At 70.1% G+C, this 26,940-nt stretch carries 26 protein-coding genes; 13 read left to right on the forward strand and 13 right to left on the reverse strand.

Features of this window, described 5'->3' with window-relative positions; genetic code table 11:
* Nucleotides 1-16: 16 nt before the first annotated feature.
* The 4 genes from IE195_RS25760 to IE195_RS25775 form a co-directional block, all read right to left on the reverse strand.
* Nucleotides 17-685 carry a class II aldolase/adducin family protein gene (locus tag IE195_RS25760; protein ID WP_191276341.1) on the reverse strand — a complete coding sequence of 223 codons (669 nt, stop codon included), beginning with the start codon at nt 683-685 and terminating at the stop codon, nt 17-19.
* 161 nt (nt 686-846) lie between these two features.
* Nucleotides 847-1,506, reverse strand: a complete 660-nt coding sequence (locus tag IE195_RS25765; protein WP_191276343.1) for a response regulator — start codon at nt 1,504-1,506, stop codon at nt 847-849.
* Nucleotides 1,503-2,714, reverse strand: coding sequence for a sensor histidine kinase (locus IE195_RS25770; protein WP_191276345.1), 1,212 nt, complete (start codon nt 2,712-2,714; stop codon nt 1,503-1,505). The genes IE195_RS25765 and IE195_RS25770 overlap by 4 nt, the downstream gene beginning before the upstream one ends.
* Nucleotides 2,711-3,547, reverse strand: coding sequence for a CPBP family intramembrane glutamic endopeptidase (locus IE195_RS25775; RefSeq protein ID WP_191276348.1), 837 nt, complete (start codon nt 3,545-3,547; stop codon nt 2,711-2,713). Before IE195_RS25775 ends, IE195_RS25770 begins: the two co-directional genes overlap by 4 nt.
* Before the next feature lie 660 nt (nt 3,548-4,207).
* Between IE195_RS25775 and IE195_RS25780 the strand changes: the two genes are divergently transcribed.
* From IE195_RS25780 to IE195_RS25800, 5 genes are all read left to right on the forward strand, one after another.
* Nucleotides 4,208-5,734, forward strand: a complete 1,527-nt coding sequence (locus IE195_RS25780; RefSeq protein ID WP_191276350.1) for an aldehyde dehydrogenase family protein — start codon at nt 4,208-4,210, stop codon at nt 5,732-5,734.
* A 202-nt stretch (nt 5,735-5,936) separates the two neighbouring features.
* Nucleotides 5,937-7,511 (forward strand): GMC family oxidoreductase, encoded by a 1,575-nt coding sequence (locus IE195_RS25785; protein ID WP_191276352.1) that lies wholly within the window; start codon nt 5,937-5,939, stop codon nt 7,509-7,511.
* Nucleotides 7,508-8,662, forward strand: a complete 1,155-nt coding sequence (locus tag IE195_RS25790) for a quaternary amine ABC transporter ATP-binding protein (protein WP_191276354.1) — start codon at nt 7,508-7,510, stop codon at nt 8,660-8,662. Before IE195_RS25785 ends, IE195_RS25790 begins: the two co-directional genes overlap by 4 nt.
* Before the next feature lies 1 nt (nt 8,663).
* Nucleotides 8,664-10,622 (forward strand): ABC transporter permease, encoded by a 1,959-nt coding sequence (locus tag IE195_RS25795; RefSeq protein WP_191276356.1) that lies wholly within the window; start codon nt 8,664-8,666, stop codon nt 10,620-10,622.
* A gap of 55 nt (nt 10,623-10,677) precedes the next feature.
* The gene (locus IE195_RS25800) at nt 10,678-11,595 is read left to right on the forward strand and encodes a glycine betaine ABC transporter substrate-binding protein (protein ID WP_191276413.1); all 918 of its coding nucleotides are present in this window, start codon (nt 10,678-10,680) and stop codon (nt 11,593-11,595) included.
* A gap of 328 nt (nt 11,596-11,923) precedes the next feature.
* On the opposite strand, the gene IE195_RS25805 is transcribed toward IE195_RS25800, so the two are convergent.
* Nucleotides 11,924-12,172, reverse strand: a complete 249-nt coding sequence (locus tag IE195_RS25805; RefSeq protein ID WP_191276358.1) for a hypothetical protein — start codon at nt 12,170-12,172, stop codon at nt 11,924-11,926.
* 193 nt (nt 12,173-12,365) lie between these two features.
* Here IE195_RS25805 and IE195_RS25810 point away from each other — a divergent pair, with 193 nt between their 5' ends.
* Both IE195_RS25810 and IE195_RS25815 read left to right on the forward strand, forming a co-directional pair.
* The gene (locus tag IE195_RS25810; protein WP_191276360.1) at nt 12,366-12,686 is read left to right on the forward strand and encodes a type II toxin-antitoxin system Phd/YefM family antitoxin; all 321 of its coding nucleotides are present in this window, start codon (nt 12,366-12,368) and stop codon (nt 12,684-12,686) included.
* Entirely contained in the window at nt 12,686-13,093 is a 408-nt protein-coding gene (locus IE195_RS25815; protein ID WP_191276362.1) for a type II toxin-antitoxin system VapC family toxin, read from the forward strand. Before IE195_RS25810 ends, IE195_RS25815 begins: the two co-directional genes overlap by 1 nt.
* Before the next feature lie 67 nt (nt 13,094-13,160).
* Here the strand turns inward: IE195_RS25815 and purL are convergent, their stop codons facing one another.
* The 5 genes from purL to purS all read right to left on the reverse strand — a co-directional run bounded on the left by purL (nt 13,161) and on the right by purS (nt 17,973).
* Nucleotides 13,161-15,455, reverse strand: coding sequence for a phosphoribosylformylglycinamidine synthase subunit PurL (gene purL, locus IE195_RS25820; RefSeq protein ID WP_191276364.1), 2,295 nt, complete (start codon nt 15,453-15,455; stop codon nt 13,161-13,163).
* Nucleotides 15,456-15,535: 80 nt separating this feature from the next.
* Nucleotides 15,536-16,069, reverse strand: coding sequence for a hypothetical protein (locus IE195_RS25825; RefSeq protein ID WP_191276366.1), 534 nt, complete (start codon nt 16,067-16,069; stop codon nt 15,536-15,538).
* 41 nt (nt 16,070-16,110) lie between these two features.
* On the reverse strand, nt 16,111-16,806 hold the full coding sequence (gene purQ, locus IE195_RS25830; RefSeq protein ID WP_191276368.1) for a phosphoribosylformylglycinamidine synthase subunit PurQ: 696 nt from the start codon (nt 16,804-16,806) through the stop codon (nt 16,111-16,113).
* 258 nt (nt 16,807-17,064) lie between these two features.
* The gene (locus IE195_RS25835; protein ID WP_191276370.1) at nt 17,065-17,544 is read right to left on the reverse strand and encodes an ATP-binding protein; all 480 of its coding nucleotides are present in this window, start codon (nt 17,542-17,544) and stop codon (nt 17,065-17,067) included.
* Nucleotides 17,545-17,730: 186 nt separating this feature from the next.
* A complete protein-coding gene (gene purS, locus IE195_RS25840) occupies nt 17,731-17,973 on the reverse strand; it encodes a phosphoribosylformylglycinamidine synthase subunit PurS (protein WP_014910038.1) in 243 nt (80 codons plus the stop codon).
* A 276-nt stretch (nt 17,974-18,249) separates the two neighbouring features.
* Between purS and IE195_RS25845 the strand changes: the two genes are divergently transcribed.
* Entirely contained in the window at nt 18,250-18,885 is a 636-nt protein-coding gene (locus tag IE195_RS25845) for a sigma-70 family RNA polymerase sigma factor (RefSeq protein WP_191276372.1), read from the forward strand.
* A gap of 292 nt (nt 18,886-19,177) precedes the next feature.
* Here IE195_RS25845 and IE195_RS25850 read toward each other — a convergent pair whose 3' ends face one another.
* From IE195_RS25850 to IE195_RS25860, 3 genes are all read right to left on the reverse strand, one after another.
* The gene (locus IE195_RS25850; RefSeq protein WP_191276373.1) at nt 19,178-20,236 is read right to left on the reverse strand and encodes a CPBP family intramembrane glutamic endopeptidase; all 1,059 of its coding nucleotides are present in this window, start codon (nt 20,234-20,236) and stop codon (nt 19,178-19,180) included.
* Between the two features lie 115 nt (nt 20,237-20,351).
* Nucleotides 20,352-20,807, reverse strand: a complete 456-nt coding sequence (locus IE195_RS25855) for an NUDIX hydrolase (protein ID WP_191276375.1) — start codon at nt 20,805-20,807, stop codon at nt 20,352-20,354.
* On the reverse strand, nt 20,804-21,568 hold the full coding sequence (locus IE195_RS25860) for a GntR family transcriptional regulator (RefSeq protein WP_191276377.1): 765 nt from the start codon (nt 21,566-21,568) through the stop codon (nt 20,804-20,806). The genes IE195_RS25855 and IE195_RS25860 overlap by 4 nt, the downstream gene beginning before the upstream one ends.
* Nucleotides 21,569-21,831: 263 nt before the next feature.
* Between IE195_RS25860 and IE195_RS25865 the strand changes: the two genes are divergently transcribed.
* The 5 genes from IE195_RS25865 (at nt 21,832) to IE195_RS25885 (ending at nt 26,833) form a co-directional block, all read left to right on the forward strand.
* The gene (locus IE195_RS25865; RefSeq protein WP_191276379.1) at nt 21,832-22,365 is read left to right on the forward strand and encodes an ATP-binding protein; all 534 of its coding nucleotides are present in this window, start codon (nt 21,832-21,834) and stop codon (nt 22,363-22,365) included.
* The gene (locus tag IE195_RS25870; RefSeq protein ID WP_191276381.1) at nt 22,362-22,928 is read left to right on the forward strand and encodes a hypothetical protein; all 567 of its coding nucleotides are present in this window, start codon (nt 22,362-22,364) and stop codon (nt 22,926-22,928) included. Before IE195_RS25865 ends, IE195_RS25870 begins: the two co-directional genes overlap by 4 nt.
* 380 nt (nt 22,929-23,308) lie before the next feature.
* Nucleotides 23,309-24,424, forward strand: coding sequence for a pyruvate dehydrogenase (acetyl-transferring) E1 component subunit alpha (pdhA, locus tag IE195_RS25875; RefSeq protein ID WP_191276383.1), 1,116 nt, complete (start codon nt 23,309-23,311; stop codon nt 24,422-24,424).
* Between the two features lie 3 nt (nt 24,425-24,427).
* On the forward strand, nt 24,428-25,408 hold the full coding sequence (locus IE195_RS25880) for an alpha-ketoacid dehydrogenase subunit beta (RefSeq protein WP_191276385.1): 981 nt from the start codon (nt 24,428-24,430) through the stop codon (nt 25,406-25,408).
* An 18-nt stretch (nt 25,409-25,426) separates the two neighbouring features.
* Nucleotides 25,427-26,833, forward strand: coding sequence for a dihydrolipoamide acetyltransferase family protein (locus IE195_RS25885; protein ID WP_191276387.1), 1,407 nt, complete (start codon nt 25,427-25,429; stop codon nt 26,831-26,833).
* The last annotated feature ends 107 nt before the right edge of the window (nt 26,834-26,940 follow it).

A 26,940-nucleotide genomic window follows, 5' to 3' on the forward strand; every position in this document is an offset into this window, starting at 1 on the left:
ACCCGTCGAACAAGCCTCAGTAGGAGAAGGGGTCCGGGCCGGCCCAGCCGTAGGTGTCGCGCTGGCGGACCTGGTCCAGTTCGTCCTCGGAGATCGCCCGGGGCTCACCGAGCTGCCGGGCGCGCAGGTAGGCCGTGCTGAGCCAGTCGAGCAGCCTGAGGTTCTCCAGGGCGTGCTCCAGGCTCCGGCCCAGGACGATCCCGCCGTGGTCGGCGAGCAGCGCGGCGTCCCGGCCCTTGAGTGCCTTGACCGCCTGGTCGGCGATGTCCCCGGTGCCGTAGAGGGTGTACGGGGTGACCGTGATCGCCCCGCCCAGGGCCGCCGCGCGGTGGTGGATCGGGGGGAGTTCGGCCAGCACGCTCGACACCGCCACCGTGTCGGCGGTGAAGGCGTTCACCACGGCGGTGGTCTCGCGCCCGTACTCGGCGGCCCGGCGGTGCACGGCCATGTGCAGGGTGGTCTCGGCGGCGGGGTCGCGCCGGCCCTCCAGCATCCGGTCGTCCAGGGACATGACCGGGCAGTCGTGCGGCTGGATCTGGTCCAGGGGGAGACCGTGGGGGGTGACGACCACCAGGTCGCCGCTGCGGACGCTGACGGTCCCTGCCTCGCCGGGGGCGGAACCCGGGTGCTGGGCGATGGCGCGGGCCGTCAGGCAGACGTCCCGGCGTTCCTGTTCAAGCAGCATGCGTTCCTCGGTGGGGTTCGCGGGCAGCGGTCCATGGGGTGCATATCGGAGGGCGCCGGACGAACCGGCTTAGGTACACCTAAATGTACGCCAAAGACTCGTTCCTGTATTCCCCCGGCGGTGACGGAGTGACCAGGATCCGACCGCCGCGACGGGCGGGCTCAGGTCACCAGACCGTGGCGGTAGGCGTAGACCACGGCCTGGACGCGGTCGCGCAGACCGAGTTTGGCCAGGATGCGTGAGACGAAGGTCTTCACGGTCTCCTGGCTGATGAACAGGCTCGCGGCGATCTCGCCGTTGGACAGGCCGTTGGCGATCAGTCCCAGGACCTCTCGCTCGCGGGGGGTCAGCGGGGTGTCGTCCGCCGAAAGACGGGAGGGCCGGATACGGGCGGCGAACCTGCCCACCAGTTGGCGGGTGACGTCGGGGTCGAGCAGGGCGGCGCCCGTGGCCACGGTGCGGATGCCGTGCAGCAGTCGGGCCGGGGGCGCGTCCTTGAGCAGGAACCCGCTGGCGCCCGCGCGCAGGGCCTCGTAGACGTACTCGTCGAGGTTGAACGTGGTGACCACGAGAACCTTGACGGGGTTGTCCACTCCCGCGCCGGCCAGGAGCCGTGTGGCCTCGATGCCGTCGAGCACGGGCATGCGTACGTCCATCACCACGACGTCGGGGCGCAGCCGTTCGGCCAGTTCGACCGCCGTCCGGCCGTCCCCGCACTCGCCCGCGACCGCGAGGTCGGGCTGGGCGCCGATGATGGTGACCAGGCCGGTGCGGATCAGCTCCTGGTCGTCGCAGACCAGGACCCGAACGGGCGCGCTCACGTCCCGCCGCCCGCCTGGTTGTCCGCCCGGGCAGCCGCGCGCCTGCCCGCCGAGCCGCCCGACGGGGCGCGGGCGGGGATGCGCGCGTGCACGGTGAAACCCCCGTCGTCGTGCGGTCCGGCGGTGAAGTCGCCGCCCAGGACCTCGACGCGTTCGCGCAGGCCGACCAGCCCTCGGCCGCTGCCGCCGGGGGAGGTCCCCGGCGGTCCGGAGCGGTCGGTGCTGACGTTCACGGTGATCTCCTCGGGGCGGTGGCGCACGCGCACCGTGGTGGGGCTGCCGTGCGCGTACTTGAGGGCGTTGGTCAGGGACTCCTGTACGACGCGGTGCGCGACGAGGTCGGCGCTGCCGCGCGAGGCGGCGGGGGTGCCCTCCTCGCTGAACTCCACCGGCTGCCCGGCCCCGCGGGTGCGCTCCACCACGGAGAACAGTCCTTCGTCGGCCCCGGGCGCGGGGGCGGTGTGGTCGGGGTCGAGCACGTCGAGCAGGTGGCGCAGGTCGGTGATGGCCCGCCGTCCGGTGTCGGTGACCGTGTCCAGGGTCTGGTCGAGCCGCTCGGGCGAGGCGGTCAGGTAGCGTGCCGCCTCGGTCTGCACGACCATCGCGGTCACGTGGTGGGTCACGACGTCGTGCAGCTCGCGGGCGATACGGGCGCGTTCGGCGGCGCGGGTGTCCACGGCGACGCGGCGGCGGTGTTCGGCCTCGGCGGCACGCGTGGAGCGCAGCCACGCCCCGGCCCCCCAGGAGAAGGCCAGCGCCGCGTAGAACGTCACCCACCCGGCCGGGCTCTCACCCGTTCCGAGCTGGGTCAGAGCGAGTGCAAGCACCGCGTAGGCCGCCGAGCCCACCACCGTGGTGGTGCGCCGGTACGAGGGCAGGTGCGCGCCGGCGCTCAACAGCGCGATGGGCAGCGCGGTACCCGCGACCAGGTGGTAGCCGGAGAGCTGGTCGAGGGCGAAGCCGGCCGCCACCAGGGTGAGGGACAGGGCCGGCCACCGCCGCCGCCCTGCCAGCGGCAGGCACTGCAGGGCGACCGCGGCCATGCCCAGGGCGTCGAAGGGACGGTTCGGCACCCCGCCGAGCTCGGTGCCGTGGCCGTGCAGTGCGGGGACGAGCGAGGCGGTCAGGAGCAGCAGGGCCAGGGGCAGGTCTCGAACGGTGACGTCGAGCCGCCGCCACAGGTGGGGGAACCGCCGGAGCGAGGTCACCGTGGAAGTGTAGTGGTGGCGGTGGGAAGCGCCGCACGCCGACGGAGGGGGACGATCCGGCCGCGGCGCCGGGCGATCCGCATGAACACCACAGTGGCGATGACGCAGAACACCACCGAGTACATGCTGCCCTCGGGACCGAACCCGCCGCCGGTGATCAGGACGTGGCCGGACATGGTGGCGTCCAGCAGCCCCGGGGGTGTGCCGCTGCCTGAGACCTCGGTGCCGAAGAGGGCCGATCCGGCGATGTTCCAGCCGAAGTGCAGACCGATGGGCAGCCACAGGCTGCGGGTGGCGACGTATGCGGCGGTGAGCATGCCGCCGGCCTCGATGGCGATGGCGACGGCGCCCCACAGGGTGGCGTGCGGGTTGGCCATGTGCACGAGGCCGAAGGCCAGGCCGGTCAGCCCGAGGGAGACCCAGGTTCCGGTGTGCTCCTCGATGACGCGGAACAGCACACCGCGCCACAACAGCTCCTCGGACACCGCGACGGCGCCCATGAAGCCGACCAGGCCCAGGGCGCTCATCGGGGAGCCCAGGCCGTGGACCTGGTAACCGCCGAGGAAGATGATGTTGATGATGACCAGGGCGAACAGACCGACCCCCAGGAGAGCGCCCCAACCGGTGGCGGCGGTGGCGCCCGTCCAGGCCAGCTCGGTCACTTCGCGCCTCTCGGTGCGGCGCACCACCCACCGGTAGACGAACACCGAGGCCACGGCGGCCAGGAGGCCCAGGGCCAGGGAGAGCCAGGGGTTGTCCTGGACCGCGAAGAGTGCCTGTCCGCCGAGGAAGGCGGCCGCGGCGACGGCCAGGAGTTGCCAGAGAAGTCTCACGGGGGTTCCTCTTCGGATCATCGGTGCGGCCGGGGCGCCGCGACGGATGAAACGCTATTGACCGGGGCGGGGCTGCGTCGTCACCACGAGGTGGGAACTTGCGGGTAGCTCTCACGGGGGACACGGGCCGGGAGACGAACCGGCGCCGACCGCCCTGTGCCGCGCCGTGGCGGAGACGCCCGTCGGGTGCGGGGCCCTCCACGAGGCGGGGTCCTATCCGGAGCAGGCCGCGGAGGGACACGGACCGGCCCCGAGTCCGCCGCCGAGGACGTGACGCCCGGAGGCGAGCTGTTCACCGGCGCTAAGAAGCCCGGCGCCGAGGCCGTCCGACGGGTCACGGACAGGGCCGCCGCCTGACCCCCGCTGGCTGCTCACCCCCATGGGAGGGGCCCGTCCGGAAGAACCCGGCCAAAGGGCCGAGGTGCTCACAAAAGCACGTCAAAGACTCGTTCCTGTATTCCCCAGGTGGGTGTGTCCTGCCGTCCCCGGGCCCGCCCGGAACGTAGGAGTGACGCAGCGGCCCTGGTGATGTGGGCCACGGGGAAGGCGCCCCAAGATGCGTCATTTTCCCTGATCAGTCAGGGTTGTGGGAGCGTTGTGGCGTATGTGTCCTATGAGACGAGGCAGTTTGTGACTAGCGATCTTGGGCAAAAGGGATCCGTGAATCAGCCCTACGTAACCCTGCCGTCCGTGCCGTACCTGTCCGAGCCGGGTTCGGCCGAGGCCACCAGCCTGTACATCGACGGCGAATGGCGAGCGGCGAGCAACGGTCGGGTCCGGGAGATCCTGGACCCCGCCGACGCCTCCGTTCTGACCATCGTGAGCGAGGGCGGCAAGGCCGACGCCGAAGCCGCCATCGCCGCCGCACGACGTGCCTTCGACACCGGTGAGTGGCGCCGTACCGACGCCGGCGAGCGCGGTCAGATCCTCGGCCGGATCGCCGACCTGCTCCAGCGCGACCGCGAGGAGATCGCGGTCATGGAGTCGCTGGACACCGGCAAGACCATCGAGGAGGGCGGGATCGACGTCGACGACGTCACCAACGTCTTCCGCTACTACGCCGGTCTGGCCGACAAGGAGGCGGGCCGACTCGTGTCCGCGCCCGAGGGCGTGCACAGCAAGGTGGTCTACGAACCCGTCGGGGTCTGCGGCATGATCACGCCGTGGAACTACCCGCTGCTCCAGCTCGCCTGGAAGATGGCCCCGGCCATCGCCGCGGGCAACACCATGGTGATCAAGCCGAGCGAGGTCACCCCGGTGACCACCGCCAAACTGGTGGAGCTCTCCACCGAGGCGGGTATCCCCGCGGGCGTGGTCAACCTGGTCACGGGCAGCGGGCCCGACGCCGGCGCGCCGCTGTCCGAACACCCCGACGTCGACCTGGTCTCCTTCACCGGCGGACTGGTCACCGGTCGGCGGATCATGGCGGCCGCCTCCGAGACGGTCAAGAAGACCGCCCTGGAGCTGGGCGGCAAGAACCCGAACATCATCTTCCCCGACGTGGACCTGGACACGGCCGTGGACTACGCGCTCAACGCCGCGTTCTTCCACTCCGGCCAGGTGTGCTCGGCCGGTGCGCGGTTGATCGTGCACAACGACATCCACGACGCCTTCACCACCGAACTCGCCCGCCGGGCCGAGGCCATCCGTATCGGCCGCGGCCAGGACGAGGGTGTGCGCTGCGGCCCCCTGGTGTCGGCCGAGCACCGCGCCAAGGTCGAGAAGGCGGTGGCGCGCGGTGTCGAGGAGGGCGCCAGGACCATCGCGGGCGGCAAGCGCCCCGACGACGAGGCCCTGAAGGACGGCTACTTCTACCGCCCCACCGTGTTCGTGGACTGCGACCGGTCCATGGACATCGTGCAGGCCGAGGTGTTCGGCCCGGTCGTGACCGTCGAGCGCTTCGAGACCGAGGAGCAGGCGATCGAGCTCGGCAACGACACCGACTACGGGCTCTCCGGCGGTGTCTGGACCAACGACACCGCACGCGGCGAGCGCGTGGCCGCGGCCCTGCGCCACGGCACCGTGTGGATCAACGACTACGGGCCCTACATCCCGGGCGCCGAGTGGGGCGGCTTCGGCCGCAGCGGAGTCGGCCGCGAACTCGGCCTGGCAGGTCTGGACGAGTACCGCGAGGCCAAGCACATCTACCGGAACCTGGCTCCGGAGCCGCAGCGCTGGTTCGGGTGACAGACCGGGCGGTCGCGGGCGGCGGGGCCGTCCGCGACCGCGGAGCCGCCCGGCGGTGCGGGTCCGTCCTCCGCGCCGCCGGGCGCTTTCCCCTGAAGGAACGCCCACAACCGAAGACATGACAAACGGATACACACAGAACACAAAGGTCGGTTTCCCCCCGACATCCCCCCGAGCAAAACAAAACGAGAGGATTCGGGCCGTGTCCATGAACGAAACCACCTACGACTACGTCATCGTTGGCGGAGGTACGGCGGGTTCGGTGATAGCCAATCGGCTCACCGAGGACCCCGACACCACGGTCTGCGTCATCGAGGGCGGTCCCGACGACCGGGACCTGGAGCACGTGCTCCGGCTCCGCGACTGGCTGAGCGTCCTCGACAGCGACCTGGACTACGGGTACACCACGACCGAGCAGCCCAACGGCAACTCGCACATCCTGCACTCGCGCGCCCGGGTGCTGGGCGGCTGCTCCTCGCACAACACGCTCATCAGCTTCCGGCCGTTCGCCGAGGACCTGGACGAATGGGTCGCGGCGGGCGCCGAGGGCTGGGACAACGCCACCGTGCAGTCCTACGCCGACCGGATCAAGTGCAACATCATCCCGGTCGCCGAGAAGGACCGCAACGAGATGGTCAAGGACTGGGTGTCCGCGGCCTCCGAGGCGGCGGGCGTCCCCGTCATCGAGGACTTCAACGCCCTGACCTCGCACGGCGGCGGCTTCGCCGACGGCGCCGGCTTCCTGTCCATCGCCTACGACCCCCACACCGGATACCGCTCCTCCGCCTCGGTGGCCTACCTGCACCCCGTCATGGACGTGCGGAAGAACCTCACCGTGATGCTGGAGACCTGGGTCGGCCGGATCCTGTTCGAGGGCGAGCGCGCCACCGGCGTCAGCGCCACGACCTCCGGCGGCGAGCGGGTCACGGTCAACGCCCGCCGGGAGGTCATCCTCGCCGCGGGCGCCGTCGACAGCCCCCGCCTGCTGATGCTGTCCGGTGTCGGCAACGCGGAGGAACTGGGTTCTGTCGGTATCGAGAGCCGCCACGACCTTCCGGGCGTCGGCGAGAACCTCCAGGACCACCCCGAGTCGATCATCATGTGGGAGACCAGCGAACGGGTCCCCGAGAACACCGTGATGAACTCCGACGCGGCCCTGTTCGTGCGGCGCGACGAGAGCGACCCGCGCCCAGACCTGATGTTCCACATCTACCAGATCCCCTTCGACGACAACACGAAGCGGCTGGGCTACGACTCCCCCGAGGACGGTTACGCGGTCTGCATGACCCCGAACATCCCCCGGTCCCGTGCGCGCGGCAAGCTCTACCTCACCAGCAGCGACCCCGCGGTCCAGCCGGCACTGGACTTCCGGTACTTCACCGACCCGGACGGCTACGACGAGAAGACCATCGTGGACGGGCTGAAGATCGCCCGCGAGGTCGCCGAGACCGAGCCGTTCAAGTCCTGGCTCAAGCGCGAGGTCGCCCCCGGCCCGAAGGTCCGAACGGACGAGGAACTGTCCGAGTACGGCCGCCGCGCCGCGCACACCGTCTACCACCCGGCGGGCACCTGCAGGATGGGCGCCGCTGACGACGACACCGCCGTGGTCGACCCCCGACTGCGGGTGCGGGGCCTGAAGGGCCTGCGCGTGGCCGACGCCTCGGTCTTCCCGACCCTGCCCACGCCCAACCCCATGGTGATGGTCCTCGCCCTGGGCGAGCGTGCCGCGGACCTGATCCGTCAGGACCGCGCCGCCGACGAGGAGGAGACCCGATGAGCACCCAGGCCACCGAGGCGGCCCCGTCCGCGGGCCCCTCCGACGTGACCTTCTCCGTCCGCAACCTGTGGAAGATCTTCGGCAGGAACGCCGACAAGGTCGTCGGCACCGAACTGGAACGGGCCGACCGGGACCGCATCAAGGAGGAGACCGGCTGCACCGTGGCGGTGCGCGACGTCTCCTTCGACGTGCGTCCCGGGGAGATCTTCGTGGTCATGGGCCTTTCCGGCTCCGGCAAGTCCACACTGATCCGCTGCCTGACCCGCCTGATCGAGCCGACCGCGGGGTCGGTCCTACTCGACGGAGAGGACATCGAGGCAGCCAGCGACCAGAGGCTGCGCGAGCTCCGCAGGCACAAGATGGCCATGGTCTTCCAGCACTTCGGTCTGCTGCCCAACCGGAGGATCATCGACAACGTCGCCTACGGGCTGGAGGTCCGCGGGATGCCGCGGGCCGAACGCTACGCCCGGGCACGGGAGATGATCGACATGGTCGGCCTCTCCGGCAACGAGAACGCCCGCCCCGGCGAGCTGTCCGGCGGTATGCAGCAGCGCGTGGGCCTGGCCCGCGCCCTGGCCGTCGACCCGCAGGTACTGCTGTTCGACGAACCGTTCAGCGCACTGGACCCGCTGATCCGCAGGGACATGCAGAACGAGGTCGCCCGGCTCCAGCGGGAACTGAACAAGACGGCGGTGTTCATCACCCACGACCTCCAGGAGGCGCTCAAACTGGGTGACCGCATCGCCATCATGCGCGACGGCGAACTCGTCCAGGTCGGCACCCCGGAGGAGGTGGTGGGGCGGCCCGCCAACGCCTACGTCGCCGACTTCACCTCCGACGTCGCCCGCACCACCGTGCTCACCGCGCGCTGGCTGGTCCGCGACGCCTACCCCGACGAGCGCACCGACGGCCCGGCCACCGAGCCGGGCACCGTCCTCGCCGAGGTCCTGCCGATGCTCGCCGCGAGCACCGCCCCGGTCCGGGTCGTGGAGGGCGACACCCTCCTCGGCTACGTCGGCCGTGACGACGTGCTGCGCGCCATCGCCCAGGACCAGCTGGAGGGAGCCGACCAGGTCGCCGCCATCGAGGAGGAGATCTCCGACGAGGCCACCGACCACGGCGGCCCGGCACCGACGGGGGGCAGAGGGTGACATGGCCACAGTGACCGAACCCGCCGGTGCCACGAGCACCGGCACAGGGTCCCCCAAGGGTTCCGGAGGGCTGCTGCGCAACACGTGGGTCCAGGCCCTGGCCGTGGTCGCCGTGCTGGTCGCGGGCTACTGGCTGACCCGCTGGGCCGGCGGCCCGTCCTGGGCGGGAAGCTTCCCGACCGGGATCGGCGAGTCCTTCATGGCGTGGCTCGACGGCATCTACGCCTGGATCGTCGCGAACCGCAACGACAGCCCGCTGTTCCTCTACTTCTTCAACTACGTCTCGGTGGGGCTGGGATCGGCCGTCGTGCTGATCAACCAGTTCCTGACCTTCCTCACCTGGGCCGGGGTGACCGTCCTGGGCGTGCTCGCCGCGTGGCGGATCGCCGGATGGCGGGTCGCCCTGGTGGTGCTCGCCACCTTCGCGGTGTTCGCCCTCACCGGGCTGTGGAACGAGTCGATGACGACGCTGTCGCTCATCATCACCGCGGTCTTCATCGCCCTGCTGTTCGGCGTCCCGCTCGGTATCCTCGCCGGTCGCAGCGAAGGGTTCTACCGGGGCGTCCGCCCGGTGCTGGACTTCATGCAGATCATGCCGGCCTTCGCCTACCTGCTGCCGTTCGTGCTGCTGTTCGGCATCGGCAACCCGGCGGCGGCCGTGGTCACGGCGGTCTACGCGCTTCCTCCGGTCGTGCGGATCACCGCGCTGGGCATCCGCGAGGTCAACAAGGGCGCCGTCGAGGCGACGACCTCGCTCGGTTCGACGCCGTGGCAGATCCTCACCAAGGTCCAGCTGCCGATGGCCAAGCGCACCATCCTGCTGGGCGTCAACCAGACCATCATGCTCGCGGTCTCCATGGTCGTGATCGCGTCGGTGATCGGCGCGGGCGGTCTGGGTGACGCGATCTTCCAGGCGCTGACCAAGATCAACGTCGGACAGGCCTTCCAGGCCGGCCTGGCGATCGTCATGCTGGCGATCGCGATGGACCGGGTCACCGGTGCGGTCGGCCACGGTGCGCACACCCCCGACATCCCCGAGAAGTACCGGATGCCGCTGCTGGGCGGCGGCCTGGCCCTGGTCATCCTGGTGGTGGCGCTCGCCCGGCTCGCGGACCTGGGCGGCTGGCCGCGTGACTGGTCGGTCGAGCTCGACAAGCCGGTCAACGCCCTCAACGACAGCGTCGAGGCGGCGATCGGCCCGGCCTCCGCCGCACTCGGGACGTGGACGCAGACCTGGGTGCTGGGGCCGCTGAACGGCCTGCTCACCGGTTCGCCCTGGTGGCTGGTGGTGCTGGCCGCCGCCGCGCTCGGCATGGTCTTCGCCGGGTGGCGGGCCGCACTGGTCTCCGGGATCTCCTTCCTCGCGATCGGTCTGCTGGGCGTGTGGGACAACGCCATGGACACCCTGTCCCAGGTGTTGGTGGCCACCGTGGTCACCATCGCGCTGGGCGTGCTCATCGGCGTGCTGATGTCGCGCAGCGACGTGTTCGCCGCGATCCTGCGGCCGGTCCTGGACTTCATGCAGACGCTGCCGCCGTTCGTCTACCTGATCCCGGCGGTGGCGCTGCTCGGCCTCGGCCCCGTCCCCGCACTGGCGGCCGCGGTCATCTTCGCCCTGCCGGCGGTGATCAGGCTGGTCAACGACGGCATTCGCGGTGTCCCGAAGGGCACCCTGGAGGCCGCCCTGTCCCAGGGGTCCACCGGGTGGCAGCTGCTCACCAAGGTGGAGCTCCCGATGGCGCGCGGTTCCCTGCTGCTGGCGGTCAACCAGGGCATCATCCTGGTGCTGTCCATGGTCGTCATGGGCGCGCTGGTCGGCGCCGGTGCGCTGGGCAACGACGTCGTGCTCGGCCTGGCGCAGAACGAGCTGGGCCTGGGCCTGGCATCGGGTCTGGCCATCGTGTTCCTGGGCCTGTTCCTGGACCGTGTGACGCAGGGAAGGAGGGCACCCCGTGCCTAGGCTGCTGAGAAGGCGAAACCTGACCCGGTTGTTCGCCGTGGGACTGGCCCTGGTGATGGTGAGCTCCTGCGCGGTGCGCACCGACCAGATCGCCCGGGACCCCAACACCGTCCGGATGGCCGTCAACAACTGGGTGGGGTTCGAGGCCAGCGCCGAGGTGCTGGCGTACATCCTGCGCGAGGAGATGGACTACGAGGTCCAGTTGGTCCGGGTGGACGAACAGCCCTCCTGGCAGGCCCTGGACCAGGGTGTGCTGGACGTGATCCCGGAGAACTGGGGCCACGAGGACCTGTTCGAGCTGTACGGGCCCGAGGGCAACGGCACCGTCGTGGACGGCGGCCCCAACGGCAACGAGGGCGTGATCGGCTGGTACGTCCCCGCCTACCTGGCGGAGGAGCATCCGGAGATCACCACCCTGGAGGGGTTGAAGGAGAACACCGACCTGTTCCGGACGGCCCAGACCGGGGACAGCGGTGAGTTCCTCGCCGGTGCGCCCGGGTTCGTCAGCCAGGACCAGGGGATGATCAACGCCTTCGACCTGGACCTGGAGATCGTCTACGCGGGCTCGGAGGCCTCGCAGATCACCGAGGTGCGGCGGCGTTACGCCGAGGAGGAGCCGGTGCTCTTCTACTTCTACGACCCGCAGTGGTTCCAGGAGGAGGTCGACCTGGTCAAGGTCGACTTCCCCGACTACTACGAGGGCTGTGACGCCGACCCGGAGTACGTGGACTGCGACTACCCGGTCTATGAGCTGAACAAGATCTTCCGGGCCGGGTTCGTGGAGAACGACGACCACGCCTACCGTTTCCTCGACAACTGGCAGTGGACCAACTCCGACCAGAACGCCGTCGCGCAGATGATCGCCGACGAGCAGATGCCCCCCTCGGAGGCGGCCGAGATCTGGGTGAACGAGAACCGCGACGTCTGGGAGGAGTGGCTCCCGGAGGGCTACGAGGACCGCCAGAAGGGGTGATGCTCCTCCGGGACTGATCCCGTAGGAGACAGGACCGTCCCGGGTCCGTCGGGGGCGGGGGCCGCAGGGCTCCCGCCCCTGCTTTCGTGGGGCGGCCGGGGCGAGGACCCTTCGGGTGTCCCACCCGCCCCCACAGGGCGGAGCTCCGCGCACCCGGCGGGGCACGGTGGACCCCGGGCCGGGGGCAGGAACCGGCCCGGGGCTGATCGACCATCCAGATCCAGACGGATGATCACCGTGCGTCACTCTAGACCTGTTCGGTGCCGCGCACCCGGGCTTTGTGATGATCGGGGGCCGGGGCGCGGTCCGGGCCGTGCCCGGTGCGCTCTCAGCGGCCGGGACGTTCCGCGTGGAGCCGGCGGTTCACCCAGTACACGTTCACGCAGGACGCCACGAACCCGAGCCCCAGGACGACGGCCAGCCAGATCTCGTCGGCCCAGAGCACGGCGGCCACGGTGCCCAACAGGAGCACCAGCGCTCCGAACAGGGCCAGGACCAGCCGGAACCCGAGCGCGCTCGCAGGACGGTCGTGGCTTCCGAGCGTCCCCTTCAACCTGCCTCGTCTGACACGTTCCATGTCCGCACACCTCCCTGACCCCACTCCTACCCCGGCCGGCCCCGTCCTACGGGTCGGGGTGCCGCTCGGGGACTCCGCTGTGCCCCCATTCCGGTGAGACACCTGTGGAGGAGTAAGTCGGGCGACCGGAGGCAATGTCATGCGTTTCTTAATTTTGACTGACATGCGCGTTGAACTGGCATACCCTGACCTTGTGAGCGCAGACACGAAGGACCACAGGATCACCATCCGTGAACTGCAGCGCAACGCGGCCGACGTGTTCGACCGGGCAGGGCGAGGTGAGAGCTTCACCGTGACCAGAAGGGGCGTGACGGTCGGGCGCGTCCTGCCGCCAGACGACGCGGAGGAGGCCCTCACCGCCGCGGTGGACCGCGGTCTGATCGATCCGCACGACCTCGACGACCTGCCCACTGCGGGCGAGGCCGTCGGGATGGTCCGAGAGGAGTCGCCTCCTGGTAGCCGGTTGGCCACGGACGCCTTGGCGGAGCTGAGGGCTGCGGAGGACGAACGCTGATGTTCGTCTACCTCGACACCTGCGCCGCACTCAAACTCTTCAAGGAGGAGGTCGAGTCCGAGGCGTTGGAACGCTGGTTGAACGAGCACGCCCACGCACGTCAGATCACCAGTTACCTGACCCGAACCGAACTGCGGCGCGCGTTGCACGCGGCCGGTGCGCGCCCCGACACCGTTGAACGGGCCGGCGCCTGGCTCTCCCGGGTGGCGCACCTGCGTATGCCCGCGGACGTGTTCGACACCGCTGGGAACCTTTCCCCCGGAACACGGCTCAGGTCCTTGGACGCCCTGCACGTCTCCTGCGCCTTGGGCCTCGGAGCCGCGCTCAGCGCGTTCGTGACCTATGACAAACGATTGGCTGAGGCCGCTGAGGCCGCATCCCTGCCGGTGGCCTCCCCGGCCCCCTGACCTCACCGGTACACACGAGAGGGGACGCCCCCGGTGGGAGCGTCCCCTCGTCACACTGGTGTCAGGCCTACACGCCGTCCATCAGGGCGGGCAGGGCCGCCTCGTAGGCGGTGCGCAGTTCGTCCAGACCGATCTCCACCGAACCGCCCGGGTGGGTCACCGACAGGCTCTCGCCGCCGACGGAGCCGATCCGGGCGACGGGCACACCGTGCCGGGCGGCCAGCGCCGTGAACGCCTCCTCCTCGCCCGGGCCGACCGCGACCAGCGCGCGGGCACCGGACTCGCTGAACAGCGCCGTGAACGCGTCGCCGTCCACCTCCACCCGCAGCCCCCTGCGGCCGCGCAGCGCGGACTCGGCCAGGGCGACGGCCAGGCCGCCGTCGGACAGGTCGTGGGCGGCGACGGCCAGACCCTGTTCGGCGGAGGCGGCCAGCACCTCGCCGAGCGCGGCCTCGGCGGCCAGATCCACCTGCGGCGGCAGTCCGCCCAGGTGGCCGTGGACCACGTCGGCCCAGGCGGAGCCGCCGAACTCGGCGCGGGTCCCGCCCAGCAGGAACACCCGGGCGCCCTCGGTGTCGAAGCCGGAGCGCAGGCGCTTGTTCACGTCGTCGATCACGCCCAGCACACCGATGACCGGGGTGGGGTTGATCGCCACGTCGCCGGTCTGGTTGTAGAAGCTGACGTTGCCGCCGGTCACCGGGGTGCCGAGCTGCTGGCAGGCATCGGCCAGACCGCGGGTGGTCTCCGCGAACTGCCACATCACCCCGGGGTCCTCCGGCGAGCCGAAGTTGAGGCAGTTGGTGACCGCCAGCGGACGGGCACCGGTCGCGGAGACGTTCCGGAAGGCCTCGGCGTAGGCCAGCTGGGTGCCCGTGTACGGGTCCAGCCGGGTGAAACGGCCGTTGCCGTCGGTGGCCAGGGCCACGCCGCGGTCGGAGTCGTCGGAGATCCGGATCATCCCGGAGTCGTGCGGGGCGGACACGACGGTGTCACCGCGTACGTAGCTGTCGTACTGCCGGGTGACCCAGCTCGGGTCGCCCACGCCGGGGGCGCCCAGCACCTTCAGGATCTGTTCGCGCAGCTCGGCGTCGCCCTCGGGCCGGGCCAGCCTCGCGGCGTCGTCGGCCTGGAGGGCGTCCTGGGAGGCCGGTCGGGCGTAGGGGCGCTCGTAGACCGGCCCCTCGTCGGAGGCGGTCCGCGGCGGCATGTCCACCACGGTCTCGCCGTGCCAGGTCATCACCAGGCGGCCGCCGCGCTCGGCCTCCTCGGGAGTCACCTCGGTGACCTCGCCGATCTCGGCGGCGAGGATGCTCCACTTGTCGCAGACCGCGAGGAAGGCGTCCATCTTGGCGGGCTCGACGATCGCCATCATGCGCTCCTGCGACTCACTCATGAGGATCTCCTCAGGGGTGAGCCGGTGGTCGCGCAGCGGGACCCGGTCCAGCTGGATGTTCATGCCGCCGGTGCCGCCCGCGGCCAGCTCGGTGGTCGCGCAGGAGACACCCGCGGCTCCGAGGTCCTGGATACCGACCACCATGTCCTCGGCGTACAGCTCCAGACTGCACTCGATGAGCAGCTTCTCCATGAACGGGTCGCCGACCTGCACGCTGGGCCGCTTGGACTCCGATTCCTCGTCGAAGGAGGCGCTGGCCAGTACGGAGGCGCCGCCGATGCCGTCGGGGCCGGTGGTGGAACCGAACAGGACCACCTTGTTGCCCGGGCCGGGCGCCTGGGCGAGCTTGATGTCCCCGTGCTTGAGCACACCCACGCACAGGGCGTTGACCAGCGGGTTGCCGAGGTAGCTCTGGTCGAAACCGATCTCGCCGCCGATGTTGGGCAGGCCGAGGCAGTTGCCGTAGAAGGAGATGCCGGAGGTCACGCCGGGCAGCACGCGCTTGGTGTCGTCGGCGTCGGCGGGGCCGAAGCGCAGCGCGTCCATCACGGCCACGGGGCGGGCGCCCATGGTGAGGATGTCGCGGACGATGCCGCCCACACCGGTGGCCGCGCCCTGGTGCGGCTCGACGAAGGACGGGCTGTTGTGCGACTCGATCTTGAACGTGACCGCGCGCCCGTCGCCGACGTCCACGACGCCCGCGTTCTCACCCATGCCCACGAGCAGGGCGTCGTTTTCGGGGGCCTTCTCGCCGAACTGGCGCAGGTGCACCTTGGAGGACTTGTAGGAGCAGTGCTCGCTCCACATGACCGAGTAGATGGCCAGCTCGGCCGCGGTCGGACGGCGGCCCAGGATCTCGCGGACCCGCTCGTACTCGTCCCTGGCCATACCCAGTTCGGCGTACGGCTGCGGTGTGTCCGGGCTGTCGGTCGCCTGGGCGACGGTGTCGAGACCGGGTACTTCAGACATGCGGTGGTTCCGTTCGGGTGTCGCGGAGTTGCGCGGAGGTGGAGGCCGAGCCCTGGCTGTGTCCGTCGCCCGGCACCGGGTCAGTAGGCGGGCATGCCCGCGTTGCCGAGCATCAGCACCGGCAGGGCGTCGGCGGCCGGGGCCGAGGAGTCGGCCACCAGGGTCGTGCCGTCGGTGAGGACGGAGTCCGTGAGCGCGATGTCGTCCGCGGATTCCGCGTCCGGTGGGAGCTCCTGCTCCCAGCCGTTGGCCAACAGGTGCTCGTACACCGACCGGATGACCTCTTCGGTCTCGGTGTCGAGCTCCTCGCCGTCCTCACCGGCGACCAGGATCAGGCGGAAGCAGTGCCCCTGGGCGCAGTGCGCCTCATCCTGGTCGACGTAGGACAGGCCCGAAGGGGGGCTGCCCAGCGCGCCGACGTCCGGAGGGGGGTCGGGCTGTTCGCCCTGCTGCCCCTGTCCCGGCCGTTCCTGCTGGCCCTGGCCGCCGGGGTTGGCGACGGGGGGAGCGTTGAAGGACTGGAAGAGGCCGATGGCCCCGGAGACCACAAGGCCGACCACGACCAGCCCCACGAGTACGTACAGCGTTCTCCGGGAGCGCAGCAGCGCCATCATCGCGAGGATCGTCCCCCTGTCGGGTGAGTCGGGCCGGGGTGTCAGGCGTGCGCCGGGGCGCCGGCCTTCAGGTGGCCGAGGATCGAGGTGAAGAAGCCCAGGCCCTCCGTGGAGGGGCCGGTCAGGGCTTCGACCGCGTGCTCCGGGTGCGGCATCAGGCCGACGACGTTGCCGTGCTCGTTGGTGATCCCGGCGATGTCGCGGCGCGAACCGTTGGGGTTGCCGCCGACGTAGCGGGCGATGACCCGGTCCTCGGCCTCCAGACGGTCCAGGGTCTCCTCGTCGGCGACGTAGCTGCCCTCGCCGCTCTTGAGGACGACCAGGACCTCCTGGCCCCCGGTGTAGTCGTTGGTCCACGCGGTCCGGGTGTTCTCCATCCGCAGGACCTGGTCGCGGTTGACGAACCGCAGCGAGGAGTTGCGGGTGAGGGCACCGGGAAGCAGGTGGCTCTCGCACAGGATCTGGAAGCCGTTGCAGATGCCCAGGACCGGCAGGTCGCCCGAACGCGCGGCCGGGACCAGCTCGGACATCAGCGGGGCGAACCGGGCGATGGCGCCGCAGCGGAGGTAGTCCCCGTAGGAGAAGCCGCCGGGCAGGACCACGGCGTCGACCCCCTTGAGGTCCGCGTCCGCGTGCCAGAGCGCGACGGGTTCGGCGCCCGCCAGGGAGACCGCGCGAGCGGCGTCCTTGTCGTCAAGGGAGCCTGGGAAGGTGACGACGCCCACACGGGCTGTCATGAGCACACTCCGAGTTTGTTGTTCGACGGGGAGAAGTCGGTGCCTGACCCCGTCACGGGGACGGCGCATCCGCTACTTCCGCAGCGTACCCGCTCACCTGTGCTCGGATACGACGGTCACCCCCTCGGGAGGGGCCCGGACTGTGTGATCCTCCCGGACCGGCCCCTGTGGAAGGGGGTCCGGGTGTGCGACCCGACAGGTCGCGTGGCGTGCGTCACGGAGCGAGTGGAAACCGAAGGGCCGATGGGGACCGAAGGGCTACAGGAGCGCGAACCGCGCCGACGGGTGTTCGCGGCCGAGGTCGTCCTCACTGGCGGGATCGCAGGAGGTGACGCGTTTGCGCAGGATGACGGTGGTGTGGGGTTCGCCGCTGAAGTCGACCTCGTCCATGAGGTAGCGCATGAGCAGGATGCCCCTGCCCGATTCCGATTCCAGACCCGGCAGGGGCGCGTGTTCCGAGGTGAAGCGACGGACGAGTGCCGCGGTGTCCGGCGCTCTTCCGGTGTGGGATATCCGCAGTTCGCACCAGCCGGTGGCGAGCTGGGCCTCGACCGAGTAGTCGGTGGCGGGCCCCCCGTGTTCGACGGCGTTGGCGCAGGCCTCGGAGACGGCCAGGAGGATGTCGTCGACACAGCCCTGGCAGATCCCCGACCTGCCGAGGAGTGCGCCGAGTACGTCGCGTGCGACGGAGACCGTGTACGCCTGTCTAGGGAGGGAGATCGAGAAAACGGTGCCCATCCGTGTACCTCTCGTGCTCCTGTCGGTTACCAGCTCGGCACGTTAGGAAGCCTTCCCGAGGCCGCTCCGGGTAAAACGAACAGCCGCGCCCCCAGGGGGCGCGGCTGAACATCTTGGACACTTCCGACATTTTGGGTGTCAGAACGGGGTGGCCCGGGTACCGCCGGAGCCAGGGGCGGTCCGGTCCTAGGCCGGTCGGACCTCGAAGTCCTCGATGACGGTGTTGGCGAGCAGGGTCTCGGCCAGGCGGCGGACGTCGGCGAGCTTGGCCTCGTCCACCTCGCCCTCGACCTCGACCTCGAAGCGCTTGCCCTGGCGGACCTGTTCGACCCCTTCGAAGCCGAGGCGGGAGCAGGCGCCGGCGATGGCCTGGCCCTGGGGGTCCAGGATCTCGGGTTTGAGCATGACGTCAACCACGACGCGGGCCACGGGTCCTCCACAGGAAAAACGGGTATGCCACTGCTCCGCCGGTCGAAGGGCACCTCGTCGGGACGCGCCTGGCGGGCGTCGCCAGCGTATGACACCCGGGGACGCGTCCGTGTCCCGGCCAGGTGACACGCAGGGGTTTTACTGCATCCTTACCGGGACTGGCGATGGAATCGGTACGTTCGTGACCCGGATCACGGCAATTGATGTCATCATTGGGAGTGTGATGCTGCGTCTAACAGTGTGGAAGTGATCGTTCGGTCGTCCCGAGGGGGAATCTTGACGACTCTCGAAAAGGATCAGACCTCCACGGCCGGTGCCACCCGCGACGAGGAACAGACACTGGACTTCGCCACCGCGGTGACACCGTTCGCAGACCAGCTCTATCCGACGGCCCTGCGGATGACCCGCAACCCGGCCGACGCCGAAGACCTCGTTCAGGAGACGTTCGCCAAGGCCTTCGCCAATTTCCACCAGTTCAGGGCCGGCACCAATCTACGGGCCTGGCTTTACCGGATCCTGACCAACACTTTTATCAACAGTTACCGGAAGAAGCAGCGGGAACCGCGCCAGGAGACCACTGACGAGATCAAGGACTGGCAGCTGGCCGCCGCGGAGGCGCACACCTCGTCCGGGATGCGCTCCGCCGAGACCGAGGTCCTGGACCACCTGCCCGACTCCGACATCAAGCAGGCCCTGGCCCGACTGCCCGAGGAGTTCCAGGAGGTCATCTACCTCGTGGACATCGAGGGCTACGCCTACAAGGAGGTCGCCTCCCGGATGGGGACGCCTCTGGGGACGGTCATGTCCCGACTGCACAGGGCGCGCCGCCAGCTCCGCGAGATGCTCGCCGACTACGGGCGCGAGCGCGGGATGCGCGTTCCCGAGCAGCAGGCCCGGGCCGCGTCCGAATAACCGGACACGACCGGCGGTCGGCGAACGGACGAGAGCCCCCGGTCCAGGGGCTCGGAAGGCGTCCGAGAAGGCTCCGGCGAACGGTTTCACACCGCCCGGAGCGAGCGGGGCGAAAGGCGCCCGAAGAAGCGGTGGGGAAGTGCGTCACCGCCCTCCTGCGGCCCTGACGGGCCGGTGCGGATATGCGAGGCCGCGCCACTGCGGGCGACTCATGGATTTCTCACGGAAAACGCACCGACAGTGACTCCGGGTGGATGTCGGTGCTTTTGTCGTGCCCGAGAACGGGATCGGTTCAGACAGTTCCCGGCCCCGTTCGCGCAACCGGTTCCGCCCCCGGGCCCGGCTCCGGCACCGGAGTCCGCGGCGGTCCCGTACGCCGGGTCCGGAACCACACCACGGCCGTGATCACGATGAGCAGTGCACAGGGCACCAGCATGACCGGCGAACCGACCCCCGCCGAACGGTCCATCCCCTCTGCGAGGTCGGTGTGCGTGATGACCACGAGCAGGAAGGCGACCGTGTTGTTCACCGCGTGGACGACCACCGCCAGCTCCAGGCCGCCGGTGCGCCACGAGACGAGCGCCAGGGTGGCGCCGAAGACGAAGTAGTAGATGTTCAGCCAGGGGTCGAACGCCGCGTGCGCCACCATGAACAGCAGGCTCGACACCACGACGCCCAGGATGAGGGCCGCCCGCGGTCCTCGCCCCCAGCTCGCGGCGACCCGGAAGGCCAGCCCGCGGAAGCCGTACTCCTCACCGGCCGACTGCAGCGGTGTCAGCAGCATGAGGACGGCGAACATCAGCACGAGGTCGGTGTACGGCCAGTCCGTCTGCTCGTAGGGCATGAGGAAGGTGAAGGCGGCCATGTAGACCGTCCAGATCGGCAGGATGATCAGGAGCGACCGGCCGAACACCTCCAGGCGGAAGAGCGACAGGACCGAGTGCAGGGAAGCGCCCTTCACGCCGTAGAGCCATCGCTGGACGAGCATGCTCCACGGCAGGAGCAGGGCGAGCCCGAGCAGGCCCGCCGCCTGGTTGACCGGGGTGACCTCGAACTCGCCCTCGAACATGTTGCCCCTGCCGAGCGCGGCGTCGATCAGGAAGCCGAGGATCGTGAACCCGAAGGAGAGGACGAGCATCCCGCCCATGAGCAGCGCCAGTGCGGCGATGCCCCGCCAGATCCGGCGCTTGTCCGTGGTGAGGACCTCGTGGTACTCCCGGCCCGGAGGCACCGGACGCGGACCGCGGCGCCCGCGCTGCGCAGCACCCGCCTCGGGCGGCGGGGGAGGACCGGGAGGAGCTGTCGGTGGGGTCGGCGCGGATGCCGGGGGTCGCTGCTCTTCGTGGTTCATGCACCGAACCTAACTTCGGCGCGTGCGGACCCGGCAGTCCTTCGAATCACCGCTTTCCCCTGCGTTCCGCACGGGCCGACCGATGACGGATGTCATCCGGAGGCTGACCTTCCCGCTAACCAAAGTCGCCTCCGGCGCTGCTGGCCAACAGATGGGTTCCGTCATGGACGCGGATGAAGGGGCCGTCGTCGGACAGCGCGTCGGCGATGCGGATGCCCCGGGCCTCGGGGGCGGTACGGATCGCTTCTTCGGGCGCCAACCAGGCCACGGACAGCGCCTCGTCGCTGGGTCGGGCCTGGCCGCCGATCGGTTCGCACAGCAGACCCAGGGAGACCACGCCGAGCTTCATGTTCTTGTAGACCCCGGTCAGCCGTAGCGGCCGGACTTCGACCCCGGTCTCTTCCCGCACCTCACGAACCGCGCACTGCTCGGGGGTCTCCACGAGCTCCAGGACACCGCCCGGCGGAACCCACCGCTCGTCGTCAGCACGCTGGATGACGAGGACCTTTCCGTCCTCGGGGCGCACCACGATCGCGCTGACACTGACACTGTGCAGAACACCGTCGTTCATCGTGGCTGATCCCAGGTGTAGGTGAGGCGCCAGCGCAGTGCGGCGAGGACGTTCAAGCAGGCTTCGACCGGCCGCTCTTCGGTGTCGAAGGCAGTGCGCATGACCTGGAAGACGGGTTGCCCCTGGGCGATGTCGAGGAAGGCGGATTCCTCTGCGGTCGCTCCACGTACTTCGATGTCCTCGGAGAAGCGGACCGGCCCGAAACCACGTTGGGCCAGCCGCTCGTACATGCCGCTCGGACCGGTGTCGGGCATGGCGATTTCGGTGCTGCCAGCGACCTGCATGGGAATGTGGGAGATGGCGAGCTGAACGGGCTTCTCGTCGGCGAACATGTGCCGTTTGCGCACAAGCACCGTGTCCTCAGGGGCGAGCTGGAGGACCTCGGAGATCTCTTCGCTGGGTGCTTCCTCGCCCCAACGGACGAGCTCGGTGCGGGGTGTCAGCCCCGCCTCCGTGAGCTCTTCGGCGTAGGAGCTGCCGCTGTGCGGGGAACGGTAGTCACGGTCGATCTTCCGAACACGTTTGACGATCGGCATCTCCAGGACGACGGATCCGCGGCCGTGCTCGGTCCGAACCCATCCCTCGGCCTGGAGCATGGACACCGCCCGACTGATGGAGCTCTGGTTGAGCCCGTACTCCCGAGCGAGGTCCGGCTGGCTGGGCAGCGTGCTGCCTGGCGCGTAGTCACCCCTCCGGATGGCGTCGCGCAGTAGCGCGGCCACCTGTTTGTACCGCGCACGAGGCGGTTCGAGGGTGCTCATCCAGCGTGCCCCTTCCGGCATGACGTGTACTCGCGTCCCACCGTAGCGCCGGGGTGTACCTGTCCCCTCATGCCTGGCGGAGCAAGATCTTGACGAACTTATTGCATATGTGTTGATGGTTATGCCATAAGTTTCTATCGTTGCGTACATCAGCAGTGACGCTGGGCTTCAGCGTTGCTCCGGTGGCATGAGAAACCCCGGCGGGTGGTGCAACACCCCCGGGGCCAGGCCGACAACCAACCCTTCGACGAGGAGTTGCCGACGTGTCCATTGTCTCTCAGATCCCCACGCCCGCCTACCCGGGGCGGCGCTGGGAAGCCCGCCAGTACCCCGGAACGCCCACCGCCTGCCCCCGTTTCCGGACGGAACTCCGCTCTGACCTGGCATCCCTTGCCGGGGTTCCCCGCCACCTCCGCGAGGACGTCGAGCTCTGCGCGAGCGAGGCGTTTGCCAACGCCGTCAGGCACTCCCGTTCCCAGAGCTCCGGCGGCACGGTGCTCCGGATGCTCTCCACCCCCGTCGTGATGGGCCGTCGGACCACCCTGCGGCTCTCGGTCATCGACGACGGCCCCCTGGACACCCGCCCGATGTTCCCGCCCGCCCGGCGCTCGGTAGAGGACTGGGAACAGGCCGAGTCCGGGCGCGGCCTCCAGCTCATCCACCGGTTGGCGGAGGAATGGGGAACCCAGCGCTGGGCCGAACAGGATTCGTTGAGCGTGCTGGGCACGGTGCTGTGGGCCGAGTTCACCTATCCCACCGCCCCCTCCACCACCTGTGTCTGCGGGGGTGCCCGATGACCGCCGAAACCATGCCACTCGACCTGCGACGGGTCCTGGACGCGCCCCGGGGCCGACGATTCAACCGCACCGCGCTCCACCCCGGGATCCGCCCCCAGGTGAACCACGCCGACCGCACCGCGCCCGAAGCACTCCCGCCCCTGGTCTCCCTGGGCCGCACCCCGAGGCAGCGCGAACTCCTCGCGCGAATGCCCGACACCCCCGGGTTGCGCCGCCGGTTCGCCCACGGGGACCTGCCCGAGTGGATGCGAAGGGCCGAGTCCTCGGAATCCTGCCGGCGTCAGGACGCCGCCCCCGACCGCACCCCCGAACCGAAACCCGCCCCCGCTCCGGAGCCGGACCGCGAGCCCGACCAGGACCCCGAGCCCGAACGTCCGGTGTCGATCCCCCGCCCCCGAAGGGAGCAGGCGCCGCCTCCACCGCTCCCGCGTAGGTCGGACCGTCCCCGCCGCCCGGCCAGCCATCGCAAGCCCCGCCGTCGGACCGGCCTCCTCGTCACCGGCTACGCCCTGGCTGTCACAGCCGGGGCGATGGGTCAGTACCTGGTCGCCTTCCTGAGCTGAGCCGCCACGGCCCACCCGAACGGCCGCACCGGCAGCGCGGGGCCCGGTGCGGCCCTCTGCACGCCTGCCATGGCCCGACCGGGCGCGTCCCGGGTTCCGGACAGGGCTCTATCCGCCTGTTGCGGACACGTTGCCGCAAAGTAGTTGGAAGGCCTTGTACATGCTAGGAAGCCCTGGTATCCAGCCTGGTCACGCGTCCGGGAGTATGGGTCGCGCAGCGTAAAAGGTGTCGTCGGGGGCTTGCGCTCTCCATGGTGAGTTCTGTCACGATGTGGGGAGGGCTGTCCGCGCCCGCCCGACACCCTGGGTGCGCGTGGACCGTTAAACGGTCGATCAGCGTTCACCCACGCGAAGTCGGCCCCGAGAACCCGAGGAGCGACGTGTCGGAAACCGCCGCGCACGAGGAACCGGAGCTCATCCAGCTCCTGACACCCGAAGGGGAGCTCACACAGCACCCCGACTACCCCCTGGACATCAACGCGGAGGAGATCCGCGCTCTCTACCGGGACCTGGTCCTGGTCCGCCGGGTCGACAGTGAGGCCGTCTCGCTGCAGCGCCAGGGCGAGCTGGGCCTGTGGGCCTCGCTCCTGGGCCAGGAAGCGGCGCAGATCGGCTCCGCACGCGCACTCCGCGAAGACGACATGGCCTTCCCCTCCTACCGCGAGCACGGCGTCGCCTGGTGCCGCGGTATCGAACCCAAGGAACTGCTCGGCATGTTCCGCGGGGTCACCAACGGAGGCTGGGACCCGCACGAACACGGCTTCCACCTCTACACGATCGTCATCGGCAGCCAGGCGCTGCACGCCACCGGCTACGCCATGGGCATCCAGCGCGACGGCGCCGTCGGCGAGGACGGCACCGCCGTCATCTCCTACTTCGGCGACGGGGCCACCAGCCAGGGCGACACCAACGAGGCGTTCAACTTCGCCTCGGTGAACAACGCACCCGTGGTCTTCTTCTGCCAGAACAACCAGTGGGCGATCTCCGAGTCGCTGGACCGCCAGACCCGCGTGCCGATCTACCGGCGCGCCGCCGGGTTCGGCTTCCCCGGCGTGCGCGTGGACGGCAACGACGTCCTCGCCTGCCTCGCGGTCTCCCGCGCCGCCCTCGACAACGCGCGGACCGGCAACGGCCCCACGCTGGTGGAGGCGTTCACCTACCGGATGGGCGCCCACACCACCAACGACGACCCCACGCGCTACCGTGACGCGGGCGAACTCGACGAGTGGAAGGCCAAGGACCCGATCCTGCGCGTCCGCCGCTACCTGGAGCAGAACGGCCTCGCCGACGAGGCCTTCTTCACGCAGATCGACGAGGAGGCCGACCGGGTCGGCGAGCAGGTCCGCACCCAGTGCCGGTCCATGCCCGACCCCGAGCCGCTGGAGATCTTCCACGAGGTCTACGCCGACCCCAACGTCCACATCGACCAGCAGCGGTCCGAGTTCGCCGACTACCTGGCCTCCTTCGAGAGCGCCGGCGCGGAAGGGGGCCGCTAGGCCATGGGAACCAACCTCACTATCGGCAAGGCCATCAACGCGGGCCTGCGCGCCGCCATGGAACACGACCCCAAGGTCCTGATGATGGGCGAGGACGTCGGTAAGCTCGGCGGCGTCTTCCGGGTCACCGACGGCCTGTACAAGGACTTCGGCGCGGACCGGGTCATCGACACCCCCCTCGCGGAGTCCGGCATCGTCGGCACCGCCATCGGCATGGCCATGCGCGGCTACCGGCCCGTGGTGGAGATCCAGTTCGACGGGTTCTTCTTCCCCGCCGCCAACCAGACCTTCACCCAGCTCGCCAAGATGCGCCGCCGTTCGGCGGGCAAGCTCAGCATGCCCGTCGTCATGCGCATCCCCTACGGCGGCGGCATCGGTGCGGTGGAGCACCACAGCGAGTCCCCCGAGGCCTACTTCCAGCACACCGCCGGACTGCGCGTGGTCACCGTGGCCAACCCGGAGGACGCCTACTGGATGATCCAGCAGGCCGTCCGCTCCGACGACCCGGTCATCTTCCTGGAGCCCAAGCGGCGCTACTACGAGAAGGCCGAGGTCGACACCGGGGCCTCCCTCGCCGAGGTCACCCCGATGGGCGCGGCCCGGATCGCGCGGCCCGGCACCGACTGCACGCTGCTGGCCTACGGTCCGATGATCAAGACCGCCCTCCAGGCGGCCGAGGCCGACACCGACCACTCCATCGAGGTCATCGACGTGCGCTCGCTCTCGCCGGTCGACTACCCCACCATCACCGAGTCGGTGAAGCGCACCGGCCGTCTCGTCGTGGCGCACGAGGCCACCCTCACCGGCGGCCCCGGTGCGGAGATCGCGGCCCGGGTCACCGAGGAGTGCTTCTACCACCTGGAGTCGCCGGTCATCCGCGTGGCCGCGTTCGACACCCCGTACCCGCAGTCCAGGCTGGAGGAGCACTACCTGCCGGACCTGGACCGCGTCCTGGACGGGGTCGACCGGGCGTTCGCGTACTAGATCGGGGAACCGCAAGACATGGCGATTCACAAGAGCACGCCCGCGGTCGACGGCGTGCAGACGTTCAAGCTGCCCGACGTCGGTGAGGGGCTGGTCGAGGCCGAGCTCCTCACCTGGTACGTCAAACCGGGCGACACCGTCGCGGACGGTCAGATGATCTGTGAGATCGAGACCGCCAAGGCCGTGGTCGAACTGCCCTGCCCGTTCGCGGGCACGGTCAGGGAGCTGCTGGCAGCCGAGGGCGAGACGGTGGAGGTCGGTTCGGCCATCATCACCGTGGACGACGGCACCGGCGGCTCCGGTGGCGGGGCCGCCACGGACGGGGCCGCCGAAGGCGGTGCCGAGGAGACCGAGGAACGGGAGAAGCCCCTCGTGGGCTACGGCGAGAAGGCGACCTCCACCCAGCGCCGCGCCCGCCGCCGTCCGGCCCCCTCGGGCCCGGTGTCCGCACCACCGCCCAAGCTCACCGAGCCCGCGCCCGCGAACACCCCCGGTGTCATGGCGGCCTCCGCGGGCCCCGAACCCGCCTCGGGCCGTCCGCTGGCCAAACCGCCGGTGCGCAAGCTAGCCAAGGACCTCGGGGTGGACCTGGCGACGGTCACACCCACCGGCAAGGGCGGGATCGTGACCCGTGAGGACGTGCACGCCGCGGCCGGGGCCGAGCAGGCGCCGAGCCCGGCCGCCGCGGCGCCGGAAGCCGCGCCCGCGCCGGACCGCACCGCCCGTGAGGTGCGCGTACCGGTCAAGGGCGTGCGCAAGCACACCGCCGCGGCCATGGTGAACAGCGCGTTCACCGCTCCGCACGTCACCGAGTTCCTCCAGGTGGACGTCACCAGGACGATGAAGGCCGTGGCCCGCCTGCGCGAGCGCCCCGACTTCGCCGACGTCAAGGTGTCGCCGCTCCTGCTGGTGGCCAAGGCCCTGCTCATGGCGGTCCGCCGCCACCCGGAGGTCAACGCCTCCTGGGACGAGGAGAACCAGGAGATCGTGGTCAAGAACTACGTGAACCTGGGGATCGCGGCCGCCACCGAACGCGGCCTGGTGGTGCCCAACATCAAGGACGCCGACTCCCAGACCCTTCCGGAGCTGGCGGCGTCCCTGAAGGCCCTGACCGAGACGGCGCGGTCGGGCAAGACCAGCCCGGCCGACATGTCCGGCGGAACCATCACCGTCACCAACGTCGGCGTGTTCGGCGTGGACGCGGGTACGCCGATCATCAACCCGGGTGAGGCCGCCATCCTCGCCTTCGGGCAGATCCGCGACATGCCGTGGGTCCACAAGGGCGAGCTGAAGATCCGGAAGGTGACGACCCTGTCGCTGTCCTTCGACCACCGGTTGGTCGACGGTGAGCTGGGATCGAAGGTGCTGCGCGACATCGGCACCGCCCTGGAGGACCCGGAGCTGACCGCTCTGGCCTGGGGTTAGCCTCCGAAAGCCCCGGCCCGGCCCTGCACGGGGCCGGGCTCGGCGCCCTCGCGGGCCCGGGAGGAACAAGGGGCCGGTGCGACCCGGATGCGGTCGCACCGGCCCCT

It is taken from the genome of Nocardiopsis terrae (assembly GCF_014651695.1).
Taxonomy (GTDB): Bacteria; Actinomycetota; Actinomycetes; order Streptosporangiales; family Streptosporangiaceae; genus Nocardiopsis; species Nocardiopsis terrae.